We start from the raw sequence: 19,860 nt of genomic DNA, 5'->3' as shown, positions 1-19,860 counted from the left end.
TCCCGGCATGGGACGATCAGATCACCTTGAAATAGCCCTCATCGTTGAGGATGTGCCGGGGCCAATCCTGCTTCGTTGAAGTAAGCTTTCTGATTTTCTCGATGAACGCGGGGTCTTGGTTGTCACCCCGATAAACGGTCATATCTTCGGCCAGCCAGGCAGGAAGAGCAGCGAAGCGGTGCACCGTTTGTGTCTCTAAATACCAGGTAATATGCACGAGCGCGCCACTTTCCTCGTACCAGACCGTGGTCTCGACGCCGGGAGCTACCCGCTGGTAGTAGAAGTGCTGGATGGCATGGCGTCCAGCGTGTGGGCCCGCTTTCAGGGTGTAGTCGACGATGTCGGGCCCGACGATGGCAGGTTCGAAGACCCAGCCGTTGGCAAAGTGCCAACTTAGTCGTGCGCCCAGGATGCTAGTGAGCATGTGGTTCACACCTTTCTGAGATCCGAGAACATAATTGAGTTCGTCGGTTTCGAGACGGTAGGTAATGTCTCTCTCAGCAACTACAAGTGCAAGAGGCGGGCCATTCGCAAGAGATTGAAAAGATAGAAAAAGAAGGGCGGAAAGCTTCCTGTGGATTTGACGAATTTGGCGAAAATTGCGATTTCACCAGTCCTCGGAAAAGACCTAGCTGAGTTTGAAGTGGCTTTTGCGAATCCTCAATTTCTTAATGCGGTTCTCCAAGGTCGAAGGTGGTACTTGGAGCCTCGCTGCGGCACCGTCCGGGCCAGACACTCGTCCTCGACTTCCCGCGAGTGCGTCTTCAATAATCTGCCGTTCACGACTGGCGTCCTCATCGGCGTCTACGGGCTTAGGTTGTTGCGGCAGGCTGACTCGACGGGAATCCCTGGACAACCAGGCTGCATCCACGGAAAACACGTCAGATGAACTCACAATGACCGACCTCTCAACAACATTTTGCAGTTCGCGAATATTGCCCGGCCAGGGATAGGACCGAAATAGTTCGACCGTTCGCTTATCGATCTTTTTAAAGTGCTTGCCCATCTTTTGGGCAAATCGATCGACAAAGTATTCCAGCAGCATCAGAACGTCGCCTTGCCGTTCGCGAAGCGGGGGAACCTGGATCGGGAATACGTTCAGCCGGTAGTACAGGTCCGGGCGAAAGGTCCCGTCTGCAACGGCGGCTTCCAGATCGCGATTCGTTGCCGCTATTACGCGGACATCGATTTTAACGGGTTGCGTGCCGCCGACGCGTTCGAATTCACGTTCTTGCAACACCCTCAGGAGTGCAACCTGAGTGTCCAGCGGCAGCTCGCCGACTTCGTCGAGGAAAATGGTTCCTCCGTTCGCCAGTTCAAATCGACCGAGGCGGCGTTGCGTCGCCCCAGTGAACGCGCCCTTTTCGTGGCCAAAGAGTTCGGAAGAAATCAGCGATGGGGCAAGAGCTGCGCAGTTCACGCTCACGAAGGCGCGTTGCGACCGACGAGATCGCTTATGGATGGCGCGGGCGACCAGTTCCTTACCAGTTCCAGTCTCTCCACTAACAAGAACGCTCGAATCGGTGGGAGCAACTTTTATCAGCCGGGAAAGCACTTCCTGCAACCCCGACGAGGTGCCGACGATCTCTTCGAACATGAACGCTTCGTCGATCTGCTCCCTGAGCACTACGTTTTCATCGTGCAATTGATCTTTCAGATGCTTAATCTCTTCAAACGCCTTCTCCAGGTCGGCTCGCGCGCGGTGGTGTTCGGTGACGTCTATTGAGGCCCCGACAAATTCCGCGACGGCGCCGCGTTCGTCCAGGATGGGATGGCCGATACTGCGGGTGTTTTTGATCGTTCCGTCTGGAAGAACAATCCGAAAATTCGCCGCGAAATCAGTTTTTCCAAGCAAAGCCGCCGCGTAAGCTTGTTCGACCTCGGGCCGATCTTTGGGATGCATCCTGCTGGAATAGAAAGCAGTCGACGATGCGTCATCTTCGGGTCCAATGCCGAACATTAGAAGCCCTTCCGGGGAGACTGTCACCTTCCCTGACAAGACTTCGTGTCTCCAACTGCAGGTGCGGGTTAGCCGTTGGGCATCGAGCAAGGATGCTTCGCTCGAGCGGAGGGCATCTTCGGCACGCTTGCGCTCGGTGACATCCATTGCCGTGCCGACTAATTCGATGACATCACCGGAAGCATTCACCACCGGGTGTCCAACCACATGAATGTACTTGGCCACGCCGTTTGGCAGAAGAAGCCTATAGTCGCTCTCAAAGTCAGTTCTGTCCCGAATGGCCTGCTCGACCACCGATGTGTTGTCACGCGCGTCCTCGGGGTGCAGCCGCCTGACTACCTCCATATAGGATGGTGGCGTGGGACCAGGATCGAGGCCGAAGATCCGGTACATCTCTTTTGACCAATAGGAAGCGTCCCAGCCCAATCTCGGGAGCACGGCAACCTCTTGACCGACCTCACCCTGCGTGTTTTCCATGCGAGGGACCTGCACCGTCCAACTGCCTGTGTGGGTCAATTTCTGTGCTTCGGCTAAATAACCCTCACTCCGCTGTAGAGCCTCTTCGGAACGTTTGCGCTGTGTGATGTCCTCGGACAGCGCCATTATGAATCGCGGTACCCTCTCGGTGCCCGGCACCAGAGAAACGTTGTTGCTGACCCAAATTAAGCTGCCGTCCTTGCGGCGATGCTTTTTCTCGATCTGAAACTGTCGTCGTTTTCCCTCCATCAACTCGGTGATGAGCGCCCAGTTGGCTTGGCGGTAGTCCTCATGCGTCAAGTCCAGAATATGAAGTGCGCGCAGTTCCTCCTCGGTGTAGCCCACCATTGCCTGGAAGACGTGATTGGCGGTCAGAAAACGGCCGTTGTGGTCAGTTAGCGCAACGCCGATAGCAGAATTCTCAAAGACGGATCTCCATCGCTCCTCGCTTTTCCGAAGGGCATCTTCAGCACGCTTCCGCTCTTCAAGATCGGTATTTGTTCCGTACCACTTCGCGACGTTCCCCGATTGGTCGCGCAGAGGACTACCGCGAAAGAGAAACCAGCGAAATTCGCCGTCGAAGCGGCGGAAGCGGCCCTCAACTTCGTACGGCTTACCAGAATTCAGAGCTTCCCGGAATGTTTCCAGAATTCGTGGCAAGTCGTCTGGATGAATCGCAACCTGCCATCCCGAGCCCAAAGCTTGTTTTGCAGATAGACCCGTATAGTCAAGCCAGCGCTGATTGTGAAACTCTGCCGAGCCGTCTGGACCAGCGGACCATGCCAACGTAGGGATGGTGTCGACTACAAGGCGAATGTCCTGTACATCTCCAGATTCTTCGAAGCCATGCCGCAAGGACGCCATAAGGATGCCATGCGCGGATTATAGAGCCATATGGCGGACAAATCGAACCGCGACGGTTAGGTAGAGAAAGTTGCCCGCCATATAGGAATTGCCTCGACATCTATAGATAGAATGCTGGGAGCGCCACGGACCTCCACAGCTACGCCAGCACCAATTTCAGAGCTTCAAATCGGGTAACTCTTTTACAACCGCCACGTCAGTTGAGACGCCGATCTTGTGCCATGCCTTAGCGTCGGATTCCCGCTTTTCGTCCGCAAGCCGGGAATAATGCAGAGCATCGCTGCCGAGCAACAGATGCGCTGGAAGCCGCTCTTCGGAGGCTAGTTGCAGAATGACCTGGGCGACCTTTGCCGGATCACTCATCTCATGCCCCCAATGGTCCTCCAACCTTTTGATAATGAGGCCGACCGATGGCTCATACTCCGGAAAGAGTTTTGGTACGCCTGCGCTTGCCCGCTTGCCCCAGTTGGTACGCATACCGCCCGGTTCCAGGGCACACACTCGAACGCCGAATGGAGTTAGCTCCTGTGCAAGAGATTCTGTGAAGCCTCCGACGGCCCACTTTGCCGCGTGATAGGCTGCGTTTCCAGGAACCCCCAACCTGCCCCCGACGGAAGAGATCTGAAGGATGCAACCACTCCTCTGCTTCCGCATGACCGGGATCGCCGCTCGTGTCATGTAGACGACGCCGAAGAAGTTCGTGTCGACTAAAGCGCGAAAGCTCTCTGAACTTAGCTGCTCAAAAGGGGCAACATCTCCGTACCCCGCATTATTGACGACAACATCCAGCCGTCCGAAGACCTCAACAGCCTTTTCGACCGCGGCCTTTGCCGCCGCCTCATCTGCCACATCGAGGGGCGCTGTCTGTACCTGCTCGCCATATCGCTCCACCAAATCGTTCAACCGGTGTGGATCGCGGGCCGTCGCTAGGAGGCGATCACCCGAAGCAAGAACTGCCTCGGCGATATCGCGGCCCAAACCACTTGCGCCACCTGTTACCAACCATACTTTGGACATCAAAACCTCCGTTCTGCCGATTGGATGCAGCATAACGGAGTGAATACTCATTAATCTGGTGAGAAAATCCTGCCAGGCTACTTCTTGGCTGCCGCGCTCCAAAAGGCCTCGAATCCAGCGCTTTGGTAGCGCTCCGCTTTGGCTGGATTGGCCACCATGGACGCCATGGTCGTCTCCGCCATCGCGAGCAGGAGGTCTGACGCAAAAGCTGCAGGCAGACCGCTCAATTTGCCCTGCGCGACTAACTGCTGCATGGCTTCGGTAGCGTCTTCGAAGCCCGCCTGCCCCTCAAGTCTGCTTTGGTCGGTGATGCGCTCAGAAACGGTAAGCTGCATCATCGCCCTACGCTTCGCTGGCGACTCCATACCCCAGGTGACGTAGGCGTTCCAGATATGTTGTACTCGCTTCCGGAGTGAGCCGGTCAAGGGAAAGCCCGCGATCATAGCGCTTCGCATGTCTAGTTTTAGCTCGCGGTAGAGCTCGTTGAGCAGCTTATCCTTATCCGGGAAGTACCGGAACAGCGACCCCTCCGCCACGGCCGCAGCCTTGGCAACACTAGCAGTGGACGCGCCAATGCCATCTTCAGCAATCGTCTTGGTGGCTGCACGGAGGATGGCAGCACGTTTGTCTCCGGTCTTCGGTCGCGGCATGCTGCCCATAGTGTATGCAGTTCCTGGTAAGGACAGGTTCCTGGTAAGGACAGGAACGTGCTGGGAGGAGGATGGTCAGCAACTTCCATGAGAAGGCCGGGCAAGTCAAGGTCGTTTTGACCGTTTCAGCAAGGAAAGCTGATTGCCGACCAACGGAAGGCGTTAAGATATTGCCTTCCTTGCTCAGTGCATCATCGCCGAATCGCCACGCTTCCATCCGCACTCTTTGTGGAGCGATTGCTCCTCCACAGGCGGTGGAGACAGGAAGAATGCGATCTTCCAAACAGCTGCATTACTTGGCGGGATTGTGCTCGCTCGCGCTGTACAAGATCCGCAGCTTTCAGACGAAATTATTGAAAGCGTTCGACAGAAGCTCGCTTGACAATAGTAGTACTAGTTAAGGCCGGATGTGCACGTTGAGCCATGATTAGCCTCATCTGGATGCCTGCTGATTCGTGCTCCCTGGCTGACTCCAGGGGAAGAGTGTTTAGAGTTAGCGTGGAGAATCGGGTGATACCGGCACCTCCAGCAACAAATAGAGGACCTCGCCGAGGTTGTACACTTTTACGCAAATCGGGTTTTGTAACTGGAGGGATCGTGAAGAAAAATCTGCGATCTCAGCGTGCCATTGAACGGCTCGGCCCGTGCGCGATGGGGTATTGCGCTGTCACATGGTGATGCGAGATGGCTTCGTTCGCGACACCGTGAACTATTCCTTTACCATGCGCGACTGGCCGGCCTCGAAGGTTCGGTTTCAATATCTCTTGCAAACTCGTAAATCCATCTAAGCGGGGCGAGAACTTGGCAAACCTTGACTGGCTGTCATAGAAGCGCAGACGCCAGCCTAACGCCTATGTTTACATGCAAAACGTCGAAGGTATCCGCCCGGAAAGTCGCATTTCCGGCAACTTCGGGATATCCAACCCTAGAAGTGTCGAACTTGGTGAAATGTATGGTCCGCCGTCCGACTGCAAGAGAAAAGTGGTTGGACGAAGAGAAGTCTGCGTTAATGTATCCGGCCTGTTTATGGAGAATAAGATCTCCTGGCACATGATGAGATACGCCGCGTGTCTGTCCTTTGAAACCCCTCGGCCGCGAGGGCCTTTTGAGCAAACAGGTTTCAGAGACGCCGTTATGACTGTTCTTTCATCTTCACTCGTCCGTGCAGACCTTGGTGAGATGGCTTGGAACCGGTTATGTTTCGCCGGCCTAGGCTAGGCAGTAGTTTCGGCGGGCACGACCCGGTAGTCCTGACCAGTCGAGAGCACAGCCCATGCGATGCGAGCCAGCTTGTTGGCCATGGCGACGATCAACACGTTGCGCGGGGCTCTGCCCTCGAGTGAAGTTAGCCATGCACCCATTGCGATACGATCTCGCTTGGATCGCAGGACAACGGCACGGGCTCCGTGAACCAGAATCATCCGTAGATAACGGTTGCCCCGCTTACTGATGCCATAGAGCCGTGCCTTGCCTCCTGTTGAATGCTGTCTGGGTACCAGTCCCATCCAGGCGGCGAACTCTCGTCCCTTCCGGAAGGCCGAACCGTTGCCGATCGAAGCTACGATCGCGGTTGCCACCAGAGGTCCGATGCCCGGAATCTGTCGCAGTCTCTGGCATGCGGCATCGCTGGAGGCAATCCGCTCGACTTCCGCGTTCATCTCTTCAAGCTGAAGTTCCAGCTCCTTCCACTCGCTCCACATCATCGCTATCAGGTTGCGCATCCTTGGAGTCAGGTTCTCCTCCACGTTCTCGAGCACGCTTGGTATCGCTTCTCTGAGGCGAATCGGACTCTTAGCAAACACCATGCCTCGCTCCAGAAGGAATGCGCGAATCTGGTTGATCACAGCGGTTCTCCGCTGCATCACTCGTTCCCGGACGCGATGCAACGCCTGCAGATCCAGCTGATCATCGGTCTTGATAGAAACAAACCGCATGTTCTGACGACCCACGGCTTCGGCGATCGCTTCTGCGTCAATGAAATCGTTCTTGTTCGACTTCACGAAGGGCTTCACAAACTGAGCGGGGATAAGCTTGACGTCGTGCCCTTGGGCTCGCAAAGCACGGCCCAGGAAGTGTGCTCCTGCGCACGCCTCCATCCCGATCAACGAGCTCTGCATGTTCGCTGTGAATACGATCAGCTGCTTCTGCGTAAACTTCTTCTTCAGGAGCACCTTGCCGTTATCATCAAGGGCTACCAGGTGAAAGGTCGTCTTGCCGAGATCAATCCCTACTGAACGAATCTGCATGTCGATGATCCTCCTTGAACCTGCCTACAAGATCCTCCACGCCCTAGTGGAGTTCAAGCGGCGGACCATCTCAGTAACCCCGTTTTCGAGGAACGGAAATCGGACGTTTAGTTAGGCTCAGTAGAGCACTATTTACTATTGCAACGTCTCGGGGACATTCAGTAGTAAGACCATTCGTGGCGATACAAGGAGGACTGTTCTTGTTGAAAAACGGAATCGATGGGACCAATGCCCAAGCGCAACAATATGGATGTCAGACAGCGCAGGGACTACCTGTCATGATGACGAATTAGGCATTTTGCGATGAGGAGACTCCGGTGAAGAATTCAATCTTGAAAACGGCTGTATTGGTTATACCTGGGACATTGGTGCCTGCCATCGTAAACACTCATAAAATGGAAGCCTGGTTTGGAAGTGTGGCTGTTGGTTTGATCGTGTTTGCCATCATTCCACCGCGCCTGAGTGCGTTGCGGTGCGGCGTCATTCTTACGATTATGGCCGCCAGCTACTTTGCGGTGAAAGTGTTGTCTTGAGGTAGAAAGACGTCATCAGGGGGCCACTATCGCCCCAAATAAACCTGGCCAGCCGGAAACAGAAGGGCTTGCTTCCAATGAAGGCGAGAAGAAGCAAGATCGCAGCGATCGCGACGGTGATGAACATATTCTAGGAATGTCACTTCTCCCCAAAAGTCTTAGTGCTGTATCTGGAGCGCCCATTTTTTCCGGTTGGTTGATTGAAGCGCTGTGGGGCGGCGCTTCGGATACAGCGACTTGAAGGAAGCCGCTGGCAGTTGGGTTGCTATGGGATTTGAATGGTGCTGCGCGGAGGCCGAGGGCATCGGAGGTCGGTGGTGCGTGGTGCGGATGCGGATTGTGGGAAGAGTTCGCGGGGGCAAAGCTTCTGGATGAGGCAGCAGACAGCGGGTGAAGCGGTGGTCTCGAGTGCGGTTGGAGCGAGATGCGACACAGGGACTCTGTGCGTGCCGGAGCAGGTAAGCAGGTCGAGGTTGGAACTGTGGGTTCATGCGGCACACTCGCGGGACAGCGGAGGAGAGCGAAGCAGGAGTTGAGCTGCGGAGAGGTGTTCGACGACGTGCATGGTTCCGCCGCAGACAGGGCAGTTCCAGAGCGATGCGGAGCTCCTATGGGTTGAAGTCTGCGCTGCATTTATCTGTCGGGGCGGTCCAGTGCTGTGGAACAGGTGGAAGCAGAGCGGCAGCAACGTAGCGCGGTACCGGTTGGTGAGGAAGCCGAAGTTGCGGATGCGCACGAAGCCGCGCGGGAGCAGGTGGAGGAGGAAGCGGCGCAGGAACTCATCGACGGGCAGGATCATGAGCCGCTTCTTGTTGGCGTGAGCGGAATCTCTCCAGCGGAAGGTGACGTTGCCGTTGGCGAGGGCAACGAGTCTGTGGTTGGAGATGGCGATGCGGTGGGTGTAGGCACTGAGATAGCGCAGTGCGTGTTCCGGCCCGCCGAAGGGGCGCTTGGCGTAGACGACCCAGTCGTGGCGGAACAGGAGTCTGAGCCAGGAGGTAAAGGTCCCCTGTGCTGCGAGTGGTGCGAGGTTGCCGTAGAACTGGAGTGTGCCTGTATGGAAGGCGCTCTTGAGTCCGGCGACGAACTTGCCGCGGAACACGCGGCTGAGCACCTTGATGGGGAGAAAGAAGGAGCGGCGGGAGGAGATCCAGCGGGAGTGGTCTGGAGCGAGGCCGCCGGCGGCGAGCACGCAGTGGACATGGGGATGATGTTGCAGGCGCTGGTCCCAGGTATGGAGCACGCTGAAGAAGCCGATCTCGGCGCCGAGGTGTCGGGGATCGCGAGCGATCTCGAGCAGGGTCGCGGCGCTGGAGTGGAACAGCAGGTTATAAATCAGCCGCTTGTTCTGCAGAGCAAGCGGGGCCAGTTCGCGCGGGAGGGTGAAGACAACATGCACGTAGCGGGTAGGGAGAAGCTCGCGTTGGCGGGCTTCGAGCCAGCGCACACGGGCGTTGCCCTGGCATCCGGGGCAATGCCGATTACGGCACGAATAGTAGGAGATGGCGGAATGTCCGCAGCTGGAGCACTGATCGCGATGCCCGCCCAGCGCAGCGGTGCGGCAACGGGTGATGGCCAGCAACACCTTCTGATGTTGCCAGCTGATCCACCGGCGACTGCGCTTTATGAAGTCGTCACCGGCACAGTGAACGATGTCGGCCATCTCCAGCGAAGGTCGGTTCATGCGCTGAGAGATACCCCTGCCACTTAACTTATCGCAGCGCCATCAAGGCTGGCTCAACCACACGCGCATGCGTCCGCCGCTCTCAAAGCGGCTTCGTTCAAGTCGGGTTTGCGGCAAGTTCGATTTGAAGTTTCCGAAAACCCCGTTTCCAGGGAACTTCGTTCCTCAAGGCGATTCAAGGCCCTCAATGAGTGCTAAGCCCTGTTGGCGTCAACCGAGGATCACGCCTGGGAAAGGTCGCCGGACACTGGCCGACTTAAGGCTAGCCATCTTGTTCAGTGAGTGCATTGGCGATCTATCACGCGTAGGTGTAATGGTTCAGAGACCAGGGAATGGAAATCCGGCTCGCAACAATATCAATTGACATTCGACGGTATCCACTACCATATGGTTGTGGATAGACTAGGTACAACATTTGCGGCGTTGTCTGATCCAACCCGCAGGGCAATGATCGAACGGCTCTCGCATGGGCCTGCCGCTGTGCATGGATTGACGGAACCGTTTGCACTCTCGCAGCAGATGATTTCAAAACATATTGCCTACCTGGTGCGGGCGCGGATTGTGATCAAGACGAAGCGTGGACGAGAGAGTGTGTGCACGCTCAGGCCAGCGGCGATTAAGACAGTCAGCGACTGGGCGGTTTCTTATCGCCGATTCTGGGAAGAGAGCTTCGACAAACTGGAAGTCGTTGTAAATCAAATGAAAAAGGCGGAGGTCAGAGATGACAAATAACACGGTTAATGAGACAGAGCGGATGGTTATCACAAGAGTTTTTGATGCCCCACGCGAGCTGGTTTGGAAGGCGTGGACAGACCCGAAGTACGTGATGCAGTGGTGGGGACCGAAGGGCTTTACTGCGCCCGTTTGCCAGATGGATGTTCGCGTTGGAGGAAAGTCTCTCCTCTGCATGAAGACGCCGGATGGGTACGAGGGCTGGAATGCGATTGAATACCACGAGATTGTTCTGCACGAAAAGATCGTTTCCTCCATGTACATTTCGGACTCGGAAGGAAACAAGATTGACCCTGAGCAATTAGGAATAGAACATGAGGCCATAGACGGAGCGTACGACGTGACCCTCTTTGAGGATCTCGGAAACGGCCAGACGAAACCCACACACATTGGAAATGAATCCATGGAGAGCCCGAAAGATAGCGGTCAACTCGAGGGCTGGAACGAGATACTCGAGAAAGTTGCCGCAGTTGTTGCGGAGCTAGCGCAGGCAAAATAAGAAGTTGAAGCTTTGATTCGCGAAACTCAATCGTGGAGGAAGAAATGAAAAGAATACCGTTTCTCGCTATCGTCCTGCTGGCATTCGCATTTCCCGCGCATGCCCAGGATGCGATGAAGAAAGATGCAGCCATCAAACCTGCCGATCCGGAATCGAAAGTCGTGCTCGATTCCTGGAATGAGATTGGCCGCAAGCTGACGGCGATGGCTGAAGATTTTCCCGAGGACAAATATGACTTCAAGCCGACACCTGAGCAGCGGAGTTTCGCCGAGCAGTTGCTGCACGCGGCGGGCTCATGCTACTACTTCACGAATCCTGTGATGGGGCAGAAGCCTCCCGCGGCAGAAGATCCGAAGCGCGACCAATACAAGTCCAAGGCCGACATCGTTGCGTTCGTCAAGAAATCCTTCGCCGATGGCGCAACCGCCATCCAGGCGAAAGGCGAAAAAGGCCTGACGACCGAGGTTGTTTATTTCCCTCAGCAGAAAGCGCGCGTTATCGACATTGCATACGGCATCATCGAGCATAGCGGTGAACACTACGGCCAGCTCGTTGTGTACTACCGCCTCGCGGGTCTTGTGCCGCCGGAGTCGCGGCCCAAGAAGTAAAGCTCAAGTTCGATCCTTCGATCTTCCACAGGGTGTCAATGAGTGCATTATCGCCGAGTCACTCATCGACGAAGGCAGAGCCGTCAGGCGAGACTCCTGCAAAGTCCGCTTTGCGGCAAGTTCGGGTTCCCGGACCGCCTGTTGAGAGACGAAGTTGGTCAATGTATGGTCCGCCGTCTGAATGCAAGGGAAAAGTTTATGGATGAAGGAATGTCTGCGTCAATGTATCCGGCCTTTTGGTGGAGATCAGTCTCCTGGCCATGATGAGATACGCCGCGTACCTGTCCTACAAAACCCCTCGGCTGTGGAAGAGCCTATTGAGCAATCAGGTTTCAGGTACGCCGTTTGACTGTTCTTTCATCTTTACTTATCCGGTGCAGACCTCGGTGGGAGAACTTGATCTTGATAGCTACGCTTAGCTAGGCCGCGACTGGCTCTTGAACTGCCCGATAGTCCTGGCGGCTTGACAGCACGGCCCAAGCGATCCTTGCCAGTTTGTTTGCCGTGGCGACGATGAGCACGTTGCGTGGCGCTCTGGCTTCAAGAGCGGTCATCCACGCGCCCATGGCGACGCGGTCTCGCTTCGATCGCAATACGACTGCGCGGGCTCCATGGATGAAGATCTTGCGCAGGTAGTTGTTACCGCGCTTGCTGATACCGAAGAGGCGGGCCTTACCACCGGTCGAGTGCTGTCGTGGCACAAGCCCAAGCCAGGAAGAAAACTCACGCCCCTTATGGAAGGCTGCGCCGTTACCGATCGCGGCTACGATCGCGGTTGCGACCAGCGGGCCAACGCCGGGGATCTGCCTGAGCCGCGTGCATGCCGCATCACTTGAGGCAATCAGCTCCACTTCCTGGTTCAGATCGACCACCCGCTGTTCAAGATCCTTCCACTCGTTCCAAAGTTGAGCCAGCAGGTTCCGCATACGCGGAGTGAGATCTTCCTCGGCGTTCTCGAGGATCTCGGGCATGCGCTCGCGCAGCCTGGCCGGGCTCTTTGCAAATACCAGACCCCGCTCCAGCAGGAAGGCCCGCAGCTGGTTGATGACTGAGGTTCTTCGCGCGATCAAACGATCGCGCACACGATGCAATGCCTGCAGATCCAGCTGGTCGTCCGTCTTGATCGGAACAAATCGCATGTTCTCCCGATCCACAGCCTCAGCAATCGCTTCCGCATCCAGGAAGTCGTTCTTGTTCGACTTCACGAATGGCTTCACGAACTGGGCCGGGATCAGCTTCACATCGTGGCCTTGTTCTCGTAAAGTACGGCCCAGGAAGTGCGCCCCGGAACAGGCCTCCATCCCAATCAAAGAGGTCTGCAGGTTCGCGGTGAAGGCAATCAACTGCTTCTGGGTAAACTTCTTCTTCAGCAGCACCTTGCAGTTATCGCCAAGAGCCACCAGGTGAAAGGTCGTCTTGCCAAGGTCAATGCCTACGGAACGAATCTCCATGTCGATGATCCTCCTTCAATCTGCCTATAAGATCCTCATCGCCAGATTGAGGTTTAAGCGGCGGACCATCTCAGTAACCCCGTTTCCCGGGAACTGCTCTGTATATTCTTGTTCTAGGTGCGCAATGCTGAAAATAGAGTTCTATGATGCAGATTCGCTTACAGGTTCTCTTCGTGACACTTGGCGGGATGCTTTCTGTCGCGATACTCGCCAACGCCAGCAAAATCAGCGGACAGACTTCCGCAGTCACCAGAGATGAGACAGTGGTGAACGTTCCTTACTCGGCGCAGCGACGCTTCACATCTATTGCCAAGGCGGCCGATGGCACGATCAATCGCACCCAGTCCGGCGGAAGTGAGGCACGCGATTCCAGCGGACGTACTTATAGCGCAGGCGAGCGTCATTGGACCTATACCGAAGGTGGGAAGAGTGTTCTTAAGAGCGAGATGCTGTATCGCATCCATGATCCTGTCGCAAATACTGATACAAAATGGGACTCAAGCTCAAAAGAAGTCAAGGTGATCCATTGGCCGAAAAGCGTAGATGAGCAGGGTTCTTCCAACCAACCCTGCGAAGTGTGTTTTCAGGCTGCCACGAGCGATTCGGGCGAGGAAGCCGAGAAACTTGGGATCGGGGAGGTCGGAGGTGTGGTCGCGGTAGGGACACGTAACTCCTACACGATCCCGGCTGGAAAAGACCACCATGACACTCCCGTTGTGGTCGTCCACGAGACTTGGTACTGTCCCGAACTCAAAATTGTGATCCTTGAAACCAACGTTGATCCGCGTAGCGGAGAAACTAGAAATGAGTTGGTCGACATTGTCCGCGGAGAACCGGGTGTCGGCAAATACCAGCCTCCTGCGGATTACATCGTTCATCAGGTGCAAATTCCCAGTGCTGCTGGACGCTGAGTTTTCGCTCCCTATTTTGTCTCCTCCCGGAAAGTCACGTTTACTAAGATGGTCCGCCGCTTGATCTTCCCCGGAAGATCTTGTAGGCAGATTCAAGGAGGATCATCGACATGCAGATTCGATCGGTTGGTATTGACCTTGGCAAGACGACCTTTCACCTGGTGGCACTTGGTGATAACGGCAAGGTGCTGCTGAAGAAGAAGTTTACCCAGAAGCAGTTGATTGCCTTGGTTCTGGTGCAAACTCTGAGATGGTTGGAATGGACGGTGATAATGGTTCAGGATGAGAGCATTGGATTTGTTCAAGGGACGACATTTTGACCGGGACATTATTGTGCTTTGTGTGCGCTGGTATCTCACATACAAACTGAGTTCTCGCGACTTGGTACAAATGATGGCGGAGCGAGGAATTGAGGTGACGCACACGACGATTCTGCGCTGGGTACAACGCTTTGTTCCTGAGTTTGAGAAGCGCTGGAGTCAGTACTCTCGGCCAGTGGGCAGGTCATGGCGTTGCGATGAGACCTATATTAAGGTGAAGGGCCGGTGGACCTATCTGTATCGAGCGGTAGACAAGCTGGGTCTAACGGTGGACTTTCTGTTGAGCGCACGGCGGGATGTTGCGGCAGCGAAGCGCTTCTTCAGCAAGGCAATGAAGAAGCACGGCTCACCGCGGGTCATTACACTCGATGCGTACGCGGCTTCGCATCGAGCCATCACGGAATTGCAATCAGCCGGAACAATAACACGGCGCATAAGAGTACGGTCCAGCAAGTACCTGAACAATGTTGTGGAGCAGGATCATCGCCGCATCAAACAGCGGATTCGACCGATGCTCGGGTTCAAGCGATTCGACACAGCGACAACAACGATAAGCGGCATCGAACTTGCAGAGAAAATTCGGAAACAGCAATTCAAGATCGGGACCTTGCCGGGCAGACCCGTAGCCGCTCCTGACATTTGGGCTGCTGTTCTTGCTGCATAACCCTGCAAATAATTCTTCCCTAACCATACCGTCACTCATTCTGAAACAGTTTGCACCAGAACCGATCATTCAATTCGTTATTACCCGAATGTTGACGTAGTTCGCCTTGACAGTCGCTATTCTTTGGGCTGACCAACCAAAATTCAATTCTGGTTGTATTGGAACGATTCGGCAGACCTCACAGTCGAAATCTCCTTCTGCCAGAAACCTCGTTTACACACCGCATTTTGTTATCGGTGTCGTTTTTAGGAGAGCCAGTACTCAATGAATCATACCCCTTGGTGTAAGAGCCTTACCTTTGCGATCGCAGCCATCTTCATAGTTTTGACAGCCCTGCCCGCCACTGCCCAGACGTCCGGCGTGGGCAACATCAGCGGTACCATCACCGACACAACAGGGGCCACTGTCAGCAACGCGTCGGTCGTCGTCACCAATACCGATACCGGTGTTACCCGCACCTACACCACCAGCGCTGACGGCTCCTTCGCTGCTCCCTTCCTGCAATCCGGCCACTATCAGGTGACTGTCGGAGGCGGTTCTTATGCGAAGGTCGTCCGCCAGAACCTTATCCTCACCGTAGGCCAGACTCTCAGTATCGACGTGGCGCTGCCCGTAGGCTCGGTCAGCTCTGAAATCGTCGTCAACGCCGAGTCTCCGCTGATCGATACCGAGAAGACCGAGGTCTCCCAGACCATCGGCGAGAAGCTGATCTCCAATGTGCCCGTCAACAGCCGTAACTGGAGCGCCTTCGTCCTCTTGACCCCCAACGTGGTTCAGGACGGTGGTACCGGCCTGGTAAGCTTCCACGGCATCAGCGGTCTTTACAACCAGAACTATGTGGACGGCGGCAACAACAACCAGATGCTCTTCTCCGAAGCGCGGGGCCGTTCTTCGGGTGCTCCCTACGTCTACTCGCTCGACTCGATCAAGGAGTTCCAGGCCCAGGTCTCCAACTACTCGGTTGAGTTCGGTCAGGCCGTCGGCGGACAGGTCAATGCCATCACCAAGTCGGGCACCGATTCGATCCATGGCGACCTGTTCTACAGCCTGCGCTACCCCACCCTCAATGCCCTCGACCCCTTCAATAAATTCTCGGCGCTGCACAACGGTGGTAATCCCTTCCTGCTCACTCAGCCCATCCATCAGCAACAGCAGTTCGGAGGCAGCGTAGGCGGGCCTATCATCAAGCATCGGCTCTTCTACTTCTTCACCTACGATGGCTTCCGCCGTGTTGGCCGAGCTCTCTACGCCAACACCAACTACATCTCTCTCTCTCCCTCAGCGACGACGCCGCCGCCGGCGGGAACCAACCCCACTGCGCTCATCACGCCCACGCAGTGCCCCACGACCATTACCAGCGCTCAGTGCCTCAGCGCCATCAACTTCCTGCTGCAGACATCCGGAGCCACCTCCGCTCCTCCCTCACGCTTCAGTAAACAGAACATCTTCTTCCCGCGCATCGACTGGCACATCAACAGTAAAAACGATGCCTTCGTGAACTACAACTTCGCTAACTTCGACAGCACGTATGGCTACAACTCCGCTCCCACCTTCACGAACAGCTCGCCCACCACCAATGGTCCCACCAGCTATCACGAGCGCTTTTGATTGCCGGCCTCACGACCAATCAAGTTCACTTTCAGTACGGTCGCGATCTCGAGACTGCAGGCGCCAACGCCTCAGGACCCAGCATTTCCATGGGTGCCGTAACCTACGGTATGCCCAACGCTCTTCCCCGTATCGCCGAGCCTGACGAGCACCGCACCCAGATAACGGACGTCTTCTCCACGATTCATGGGCGTCACTCGTTCAAGTTCGGAGGCGACGTCAACCTCGTCCACGAGGTGATGATCAACCTCTTCCAAGGTGGCGGAGTCTACAATTACAGCGGTGCTAACACCACAATCAACTTCCAGAACTGGGCGCAGGACTCCTTCCGTGGCCAGTCTGGCGATACGGATCCGAGCGCAGGGTACCATTACACCAGCTTCGTCCAGACCGTCGATCAGCTGAACACTGGCAACCGCGCCGGAGCCGATGATTTCTGGATGAAGATGTTCGATGGCTTCGCCGAAGACTCCTGGAAGGTCCGCTCGAACCCTCACCGTTAATTTAGGTGTGCGTTACGACTTACAACTCACTCCTGCCCCCATCAAAAACAACACTAACTTCGCGCCGCTATCGACGCAGTACAGCAGCACCATCAAGAATGTTGCTAACCGCGTTCAGCCGCGTATCGGCTTCAGTTGGGAACCTTACACCGGCACGGTGGTCCGTGGTGGCTACGGTCTCTTCTCCGGTCTCAACCAGGGCAGCACCTACTACGCTATGCGCGTGGAGAACGGTGTCGTCCAGGTCAACTACAACTACACTGGTTGCACGGCACCCTCAAACGCGCCCACGACCTGCACCTCTACTCCAACAGCCGGTTTGACCTTTCCAAACGTTCCCTTCCAGCCCACCGGCCCATCACTCTCCGGCGCTCTCTTTCCCTCGGGCGGCACGGCTCCGGCGATCTCCGGTCCCAGCAATCTTGGCACGCAGAGCTTCCACGGCCTCGATCCTAACTTCGTCCCGCCGCTGGCTCATGAAGCTGAACTGAGCATTGAACAGGCTCTGCCGGGGCACATCTCGTTCTCGGTCGGTTATGTTGGTTCACGCGCCACGCGTCTTCCCGTCTTCCTTGATGCCAATCTCATCGGCCAGACGCCGCATGGCGTTCGCAGCTACAACATCCTCGATAAGAGTGGTAATGTAGTCAATCAGCTCACCGTACCCGTCTACCTCGTCTCGGATCGAAGAGACGCGAGGCTCCAGTCCTACAACACCGGCTTCAGTGCGGCCAACTCCTGGTATAACTCCATGGCAGTCACGGTTCGCCGTCCTTTCCAGAATGGCCTCGAGTTACTGATGAACTACACCTGGGCCAAAGCGACGGATACCGATCAGGTTCAGGGCGCATTCGGTACCTTCTACGGAGGCAACGCCGTCCTCGATCCCAACAATCTCCGTGGAGAGAATGGCCAGTCGGACATAGACCTGCGCAATCGCTTTGTGCTCAGCTTTGTCTACCAGCCGCAGCTCTTCAGTGACAACAAATGGGCCCGGACCATCGTTGATGGCTTCATCTTCTCTGGAACCGAAATCGCGTCAGCAGGCCAGCCCATTGTGGCAAGCATGAGCGGTACTGTCTTCAACGGAGCCGGTTCTTCCTCCAGCAACCCGACCAACATAGGCGCGGGAGGCAACATCTACGGTAGTGCCATGAGCTCCAGTTCGGGAGCTGCAACTACCGGTCGTCCTCCGCAGATCGGTCGCAATAGCCAGGTCGGTCCAGGATTCAACAACGTTGACTTCCACATCGCCCGCGATCTGCGCATCCACGAGAACATTCGCATGCAGTTCTCTGGCGAAGCCTTCAATCTTTTGAACCACAAGATTGCCACCAACGTAGCTTCCACCTACTCAACCTACACCCCAACCAATAGCACCACATGCAAGGGCTCCGCACCGGCAGGTTCCGTGCTGCAAGGCTGCATCAGCCCATTCACTGGCTCCGGAACAACTGCATTCGGTGCTGTTACGGGTACCAATAACACCCTCTACGGCCCACGCCAGCTGCAGGTATCCGCCAAACTGTTCTTCTAACAGTCACCGCCAATTAATAAAATAGCAAGGCAGCTACGGGTAACAACCTGTAGCTGCCTTTAGCTTTTGCTGTAGTGATCGAAACATTGATTCTTGCACTGCGCCTGCCCTCTTAATAAGGGTGGGCGGTTTCTTTTTAAACCAGTGCAGCGTTCGTATCGAACGCTCCATCCCGCCAAAGAATCCCAACAAAATCGGAGAAAGCTCGTGTCATGTACCACCCCTTACCCGAACGTTGGTCTTCCAATGAGCTATGAGGCAATCGAAAAGCGATACCGCCATCTTCTTCGTGCCATGCGTTGGGCAGCGATTCTAAGCGTCACTGAGTCGGTTGACTGCGTTCGCGCGCTACAGGATCGCAGACTTTCCGGTGAGGCAGTCAACCACTTTGGCGGCCCTCTTGCTGTTCTTGGCGCCGCCATCCGGTGCCGTCACCTACTTCGTGCGCGCTGAGCCACGATCCCATCGCAGGAGAGCATTCTCAAATGAGTACGAGCAAAGAATTGGCCGAAAGGCAGAGGAAGTATGACCTTCTTCATCACAAAATGCGCCTCCAGTGGCTCAAAGGAAAGCCGCGTCTGGATTCGCTTGAGCGAACGCTGCTTGAACAAAGCGAGCGCTTCGTAGCAGATGGCCCAGAGTCACGCCTCATGTTCAGTGTGGACATATCAGACAAGGACTATCTTCAAGCCCTCGACGAATTTGAAGCGACCGGGCAAATTCCGCCCTCACACACGGCGGAAGAGCAAGCAGCGTAACCACCATCCGAACGGAGAGTAATTTATGCCAACCACGGCGAGAGTCACCAAGATCGTTCGAGCTTCCGGCGTTCACTTCGTCGCAGATCTCGACAACGGCATGATGCGTGTCGGGATCCACAACAAGCAAAGCCTCGACCTCCCCGCGTTCAAAGTTCCGTTTTGGCTCAATGATGCGGAATTTGAGGCGTTCGTTCTGGATATGTTCGATCAGAGTCCAGATGCCATCATTCGCCGGAGGGTATTTATTGGGGTGTTTCCTGGCGCTCTGGTATTCGCCGATCGTGAACGGGAGGAGCACGGAGACTACAAGAGGCTTGCTTCCCTGCCGTATCACACTCTGGAACTTGAATGGGGCAAAGACGTGCCTCCGGACATTCGGGAGTGGATCACTCGTGCTGCGGCACACTACCAGGCTAAACGCGGCGACGCGTTTCAGATATCACAGTGCGGACAGACCGTGCGACTGGGGGTTGAGTTGCCGGAATCTAATGAGGAGATGAAGCAGATGCCGCCTGAAAATGCCACACAGACTCCAAAGCTGCACCAGCAACTCTATGGAATCAAAGCAGTGGAAATTGACCATGCGAGTGGGATTGCATTCGCGTGGCACGGTGGCGGAGAGGTTGTCGCAATCAGTTGTTCTAACGGCAGAATCGCAAAACGATATTCGCTGCAAACTCTAGGAGTTGAGTGGAGCCTGGACGAATCCTCTCTCAAAGCCCGTGTCAAAGAGGCCCTCCACGTCCTGGCAGCGAGCGCCTCTTCGACTGCGCTCGGAGGTTCGCCCCGGATCTCGTAGGGACGACCCTGAAGGTGTAAGAACAATCACTTCCAG

General features: G+C 55.7%; 18 protein-coding genes and 1 pseudogene. 12 read left to right on the top strand and 7 right to left on the bottom strand.

The genetic code is table 11. The features are described from left to right. Positions 1 to 16: 16 nt before the first annotated feature. From BDD14_RS00155 to BDD14_RS00130, 5 genes are all read right to left on the bottom strand, one after another. Complete coding sequence (locus BDD14_RS00155) at positions 17 to 424, bottom strand: phenolic acid decarboxylase (RefSeq protein ID WP_130417060.1); 408 nt, start codon at positions 422 to 424, stop codon at positions 17 to 19. A 204-nt stretch (positions 425 to 628) separates the two neighbouring features. Beyond that, positions 629 to 3,301 (bottom strand): sigma 54-interacting transcriptional regulator, encoded by a 2,673-nt coding sequence (locus tag BDD14_RS00150; RefSeq protein WP_130417059.1) that lies wholly within the window; start codon positions 3,299 to 3,301, stop codon positions 629 to 631. Positions 3,302 to 3,457: 156 nt separating this feature from the next. Continuing rightward, positions 3,458 to 4,318: an SDR family NAD(P)-dependent oxidoreductase gene (locus tag BDD14_RS00145; RefSeq protein WP_130417058.1), complete on the bottom strand. Its 861-nt coding sequence runs from the start codon at positions 4,316 to 4,318 to the stop codon at positions 3,458 to 3,460. Between the two features lie 77 nt (positions 4,319 to 4,395). Then, positions 4,396 to 4,977, bottom strand: coding sequence for a TetR/AcrR family transcriptional regulator (locus tag BDD14_RS00140; RefSeq protein WP_207231636.1), 582 nt, complete (start codon positions 4,975 to 4,977; stop codon positions 4,396 to 4,398). Positions 4,978 to 6,182: 1,205 nt separating this feature from the next. Further along, the gene (locus BDD14_RS00130) at positions 6,183 to 7,214 is read right to left on the bottom strand and encodes an IS110 family RNA-guided transposase (RefSeq protein WP_130417057.1); all 1,032 of its coding nucleotides are present in this window, start codon (positions 7,212 to 7,214) and stop codon (positions 6,183 to 6,185) included. Between the two features lie 317 nt (positions 7,215 to 7,531). Between BDD14_RS00130 and BDD14_RS00125 the strand changes: the two genes are divergently transcribed. Next, the gene (locus tag BDD14_RS00125; RefSeq protein WP_130417056.1) at positions 7,532 to 7,747 is read left to right on the top strand and encodes a hypothetical protein; all 216 of its coding nucleotides are present in this window, start codon (positions 7,532 to 7,534) and stop codon (positions 7,745 to 7,747) included. Between the two features lie 487 nt (positions 7,748 to 8,234). Here BDD14_RS00125 and BDD14_RS00120 read toward each other — a convergent pair whose 3' ends face one another. Then, positions 8,235 to 9,431 carry an IS91 family transposase gene (locus BDD14_RS00120; RefSeq protein WP_130417055.1) on the bottom strand — a complete coding sequence of 399 codons (1,197 nt, stop codon included), beginning with the start codon at positions 9,429 to 9,431 and terminating at the stop codon, positions 8,235 to 8,237. A gap of 447 nt (positions 9,432 to 9,878) precedes the next feature. Here BDD14_RS00120 and BDD14_RS00115 point away from each other — a divergent pair, with 447 nt between their 5' ends. From BDD14_RS00115 to BDD14_RS00105, 3 genes are read left to right on the top strand one after another with little or no spacing between them, the layout of a single operon-like run. Further along, entirely contained in the window at positions 9,879 to 10,163 is a 285-nt protein-coding gene (locus BDD14_RS00115; protein WP_242617621.1) for an ArsR/SmtB family transcription factor, read from the top strand. Then, positions 10,153 to 10,662: an SRPBCC domain-containing protein gene (locus BDD14_RS00110; RefSeq protein ID WP_130417054.1), complete on the top strand. Its 510-nt coding sequence runs from the start codon at positions 10,153 to 10,155 to the stop codon at positions 10,660 to 10,662. The genes BDD14_RS00115 and BDD14_RS00110 overlap by 11 nt, the downstream gene beginning before the upstream one ends. Before the next feature lie 44 nt (positions 10,663 to 10,706). Beyond that, complete coding sequence (locus BDD14_RS00105; RefSeq protein ID WP_130417053.1) at positions 10,707 to 11,270, top strand: DinB family protein; 564 nt, start codon at positions 10,707 to 10,709, stop codon at positions 11,268 to 11,270. 419 nt (positions 11,271 to 11,689) lie between these two features. Here BDD14_RS00105 and BDD14_RS00100 read toward each other — a convergent pair whose 3' ends face one another. Next, positions 11,690 to 12,721 (bottom strand): IS110 family RNA-guided transposase, encoded by a 1,032-nt coding sequence (locus tag BDD14_RS00100; protein WP_130417052.1) that lies wholly within the window; start codon positions 12,719 to 12,721, stop codon positions 11,690 to 11,692. 143 nt (positions 12,722 to 12,864) lie between these two features. Between BDD14_RS00100 and BDD14_RS00095 the strand changes: the two genes are divergently transcribed. The 8 genes and pseudogenes from BDD14_RS00095 to BDD14_RS00060 all read left to right on the top strand — a co-directional run bounded on the left by BDD14_RS00095 (position 12,865) and on the right by BDD14_RS00060 (position 19,824). Next, positions 12,865 to 13,632 (top strand): hypothetical protein, encoded by a 768-nt coding sequence (locus BDD14_RS00095; RefSeq protein ID WP_130417051.1) that lies wholly within the window; start codon positions 12,865 to 12,867, stop codon positions 13,630 to 13,632. A 110-nt stretch (positions 13,633 to 13,742) separates the two neighbouring features. Further along, positions 13,743 to 13,859 (top strand): annotated as a pseudogene (locus BDD14_RS34090) (IS110 family transposase); the annotation flags it as partial. A 64-nt stretch (positions 13,860 to 13,923) separates the two neighbouring features. Then, positions 13,924 to 14,616, top strand: coding sequence for an IS6 family transposase (locus BDD14_RS00085; protein WP_242617619.1), 693 nt, complete (start codon positions 13,924 to 13,926; stop codon positions 14,614 to 14,616). Between the two features lie 264 nt (positions 14,617 to 14,880). Next, entirely contained in the window at positions 14,881 to 16,224 is a 1,344-nt protein-coding gene (locus BDD14_RS00080) for a TonB-dependent receptor (RefSeq protein WP_130417049.1), read from the top strand. After that, complete coding sequence (locus BDD14_RS00075; RefSeq protein ID WP_130417048.1) at positions 16,221 to 16,727, top strand: outer membrane beta-barrel protein; 507 nt, start codon at positions 16,221 to 16,223, stop codon at positions 16,725 to 16,727. Before BDD14_RS00080 ends, BDD14_RS00075 begins: the two co-directional genes overlap by 4 nt. Then, a complete protein-coding gene (locus BDD14_RS00070; protein WP_130417047.1) occupies positions 16,678 to 18,264 on the top strand; it encodes an outer membrane beta-barrel protein in 1,587 nt (528 codons plus the stop codon). Before BDD14_RS00075 ends, BDD14_RS00070 begins: the two co-directional genes overlap by 50 nt. A 485-nt stretch (positions 18,265 to 18,749) precedes the next feature. Continuing rightward, positions 18,750 to 19,022, top strand: a complete 273-nt coding sequence (locus BDD14_RS00065; RefSeq protein ID WP_130417046.1) for a hypothetical protein — start codon at positions 18,750 to 18,752, stop codon at positions 19,020 to 19,022. 25 nt (positions 19,023 to 19,047) lie between these two features. Further along, the gene (locus tag BDD14_RS00060) at positions 19,048 to 19,824 is read left to right on the top strand and encodes a hypothetical protein (RefSeq protein ID WP_130417045.1); all 777 of its coding nucleotides are present in this window, start codon (positions 19,048 to 19,050) and stop codon (positions 19,822 to 19,824) included. Positions 19,825 to 19,860 lie beyond the last annotated feature (36 nt).

Origin of the sequence: Edaphobacter modestus (assembly GCF_004217555.1) — a bacterium.
In the GTDB taxonomy this organism is placed as follows: domain Bacteria; phylum Acidobacteriota; class Terriglobia; order Terriglobales; family Acidobacteriaceae; genus Edaphobacter; species Edaphobacter modestus.
Note: the sequence above shows the minus strand (reverse complement) of the source record. Positions and strands in the feature narration are given on the sequence as shown.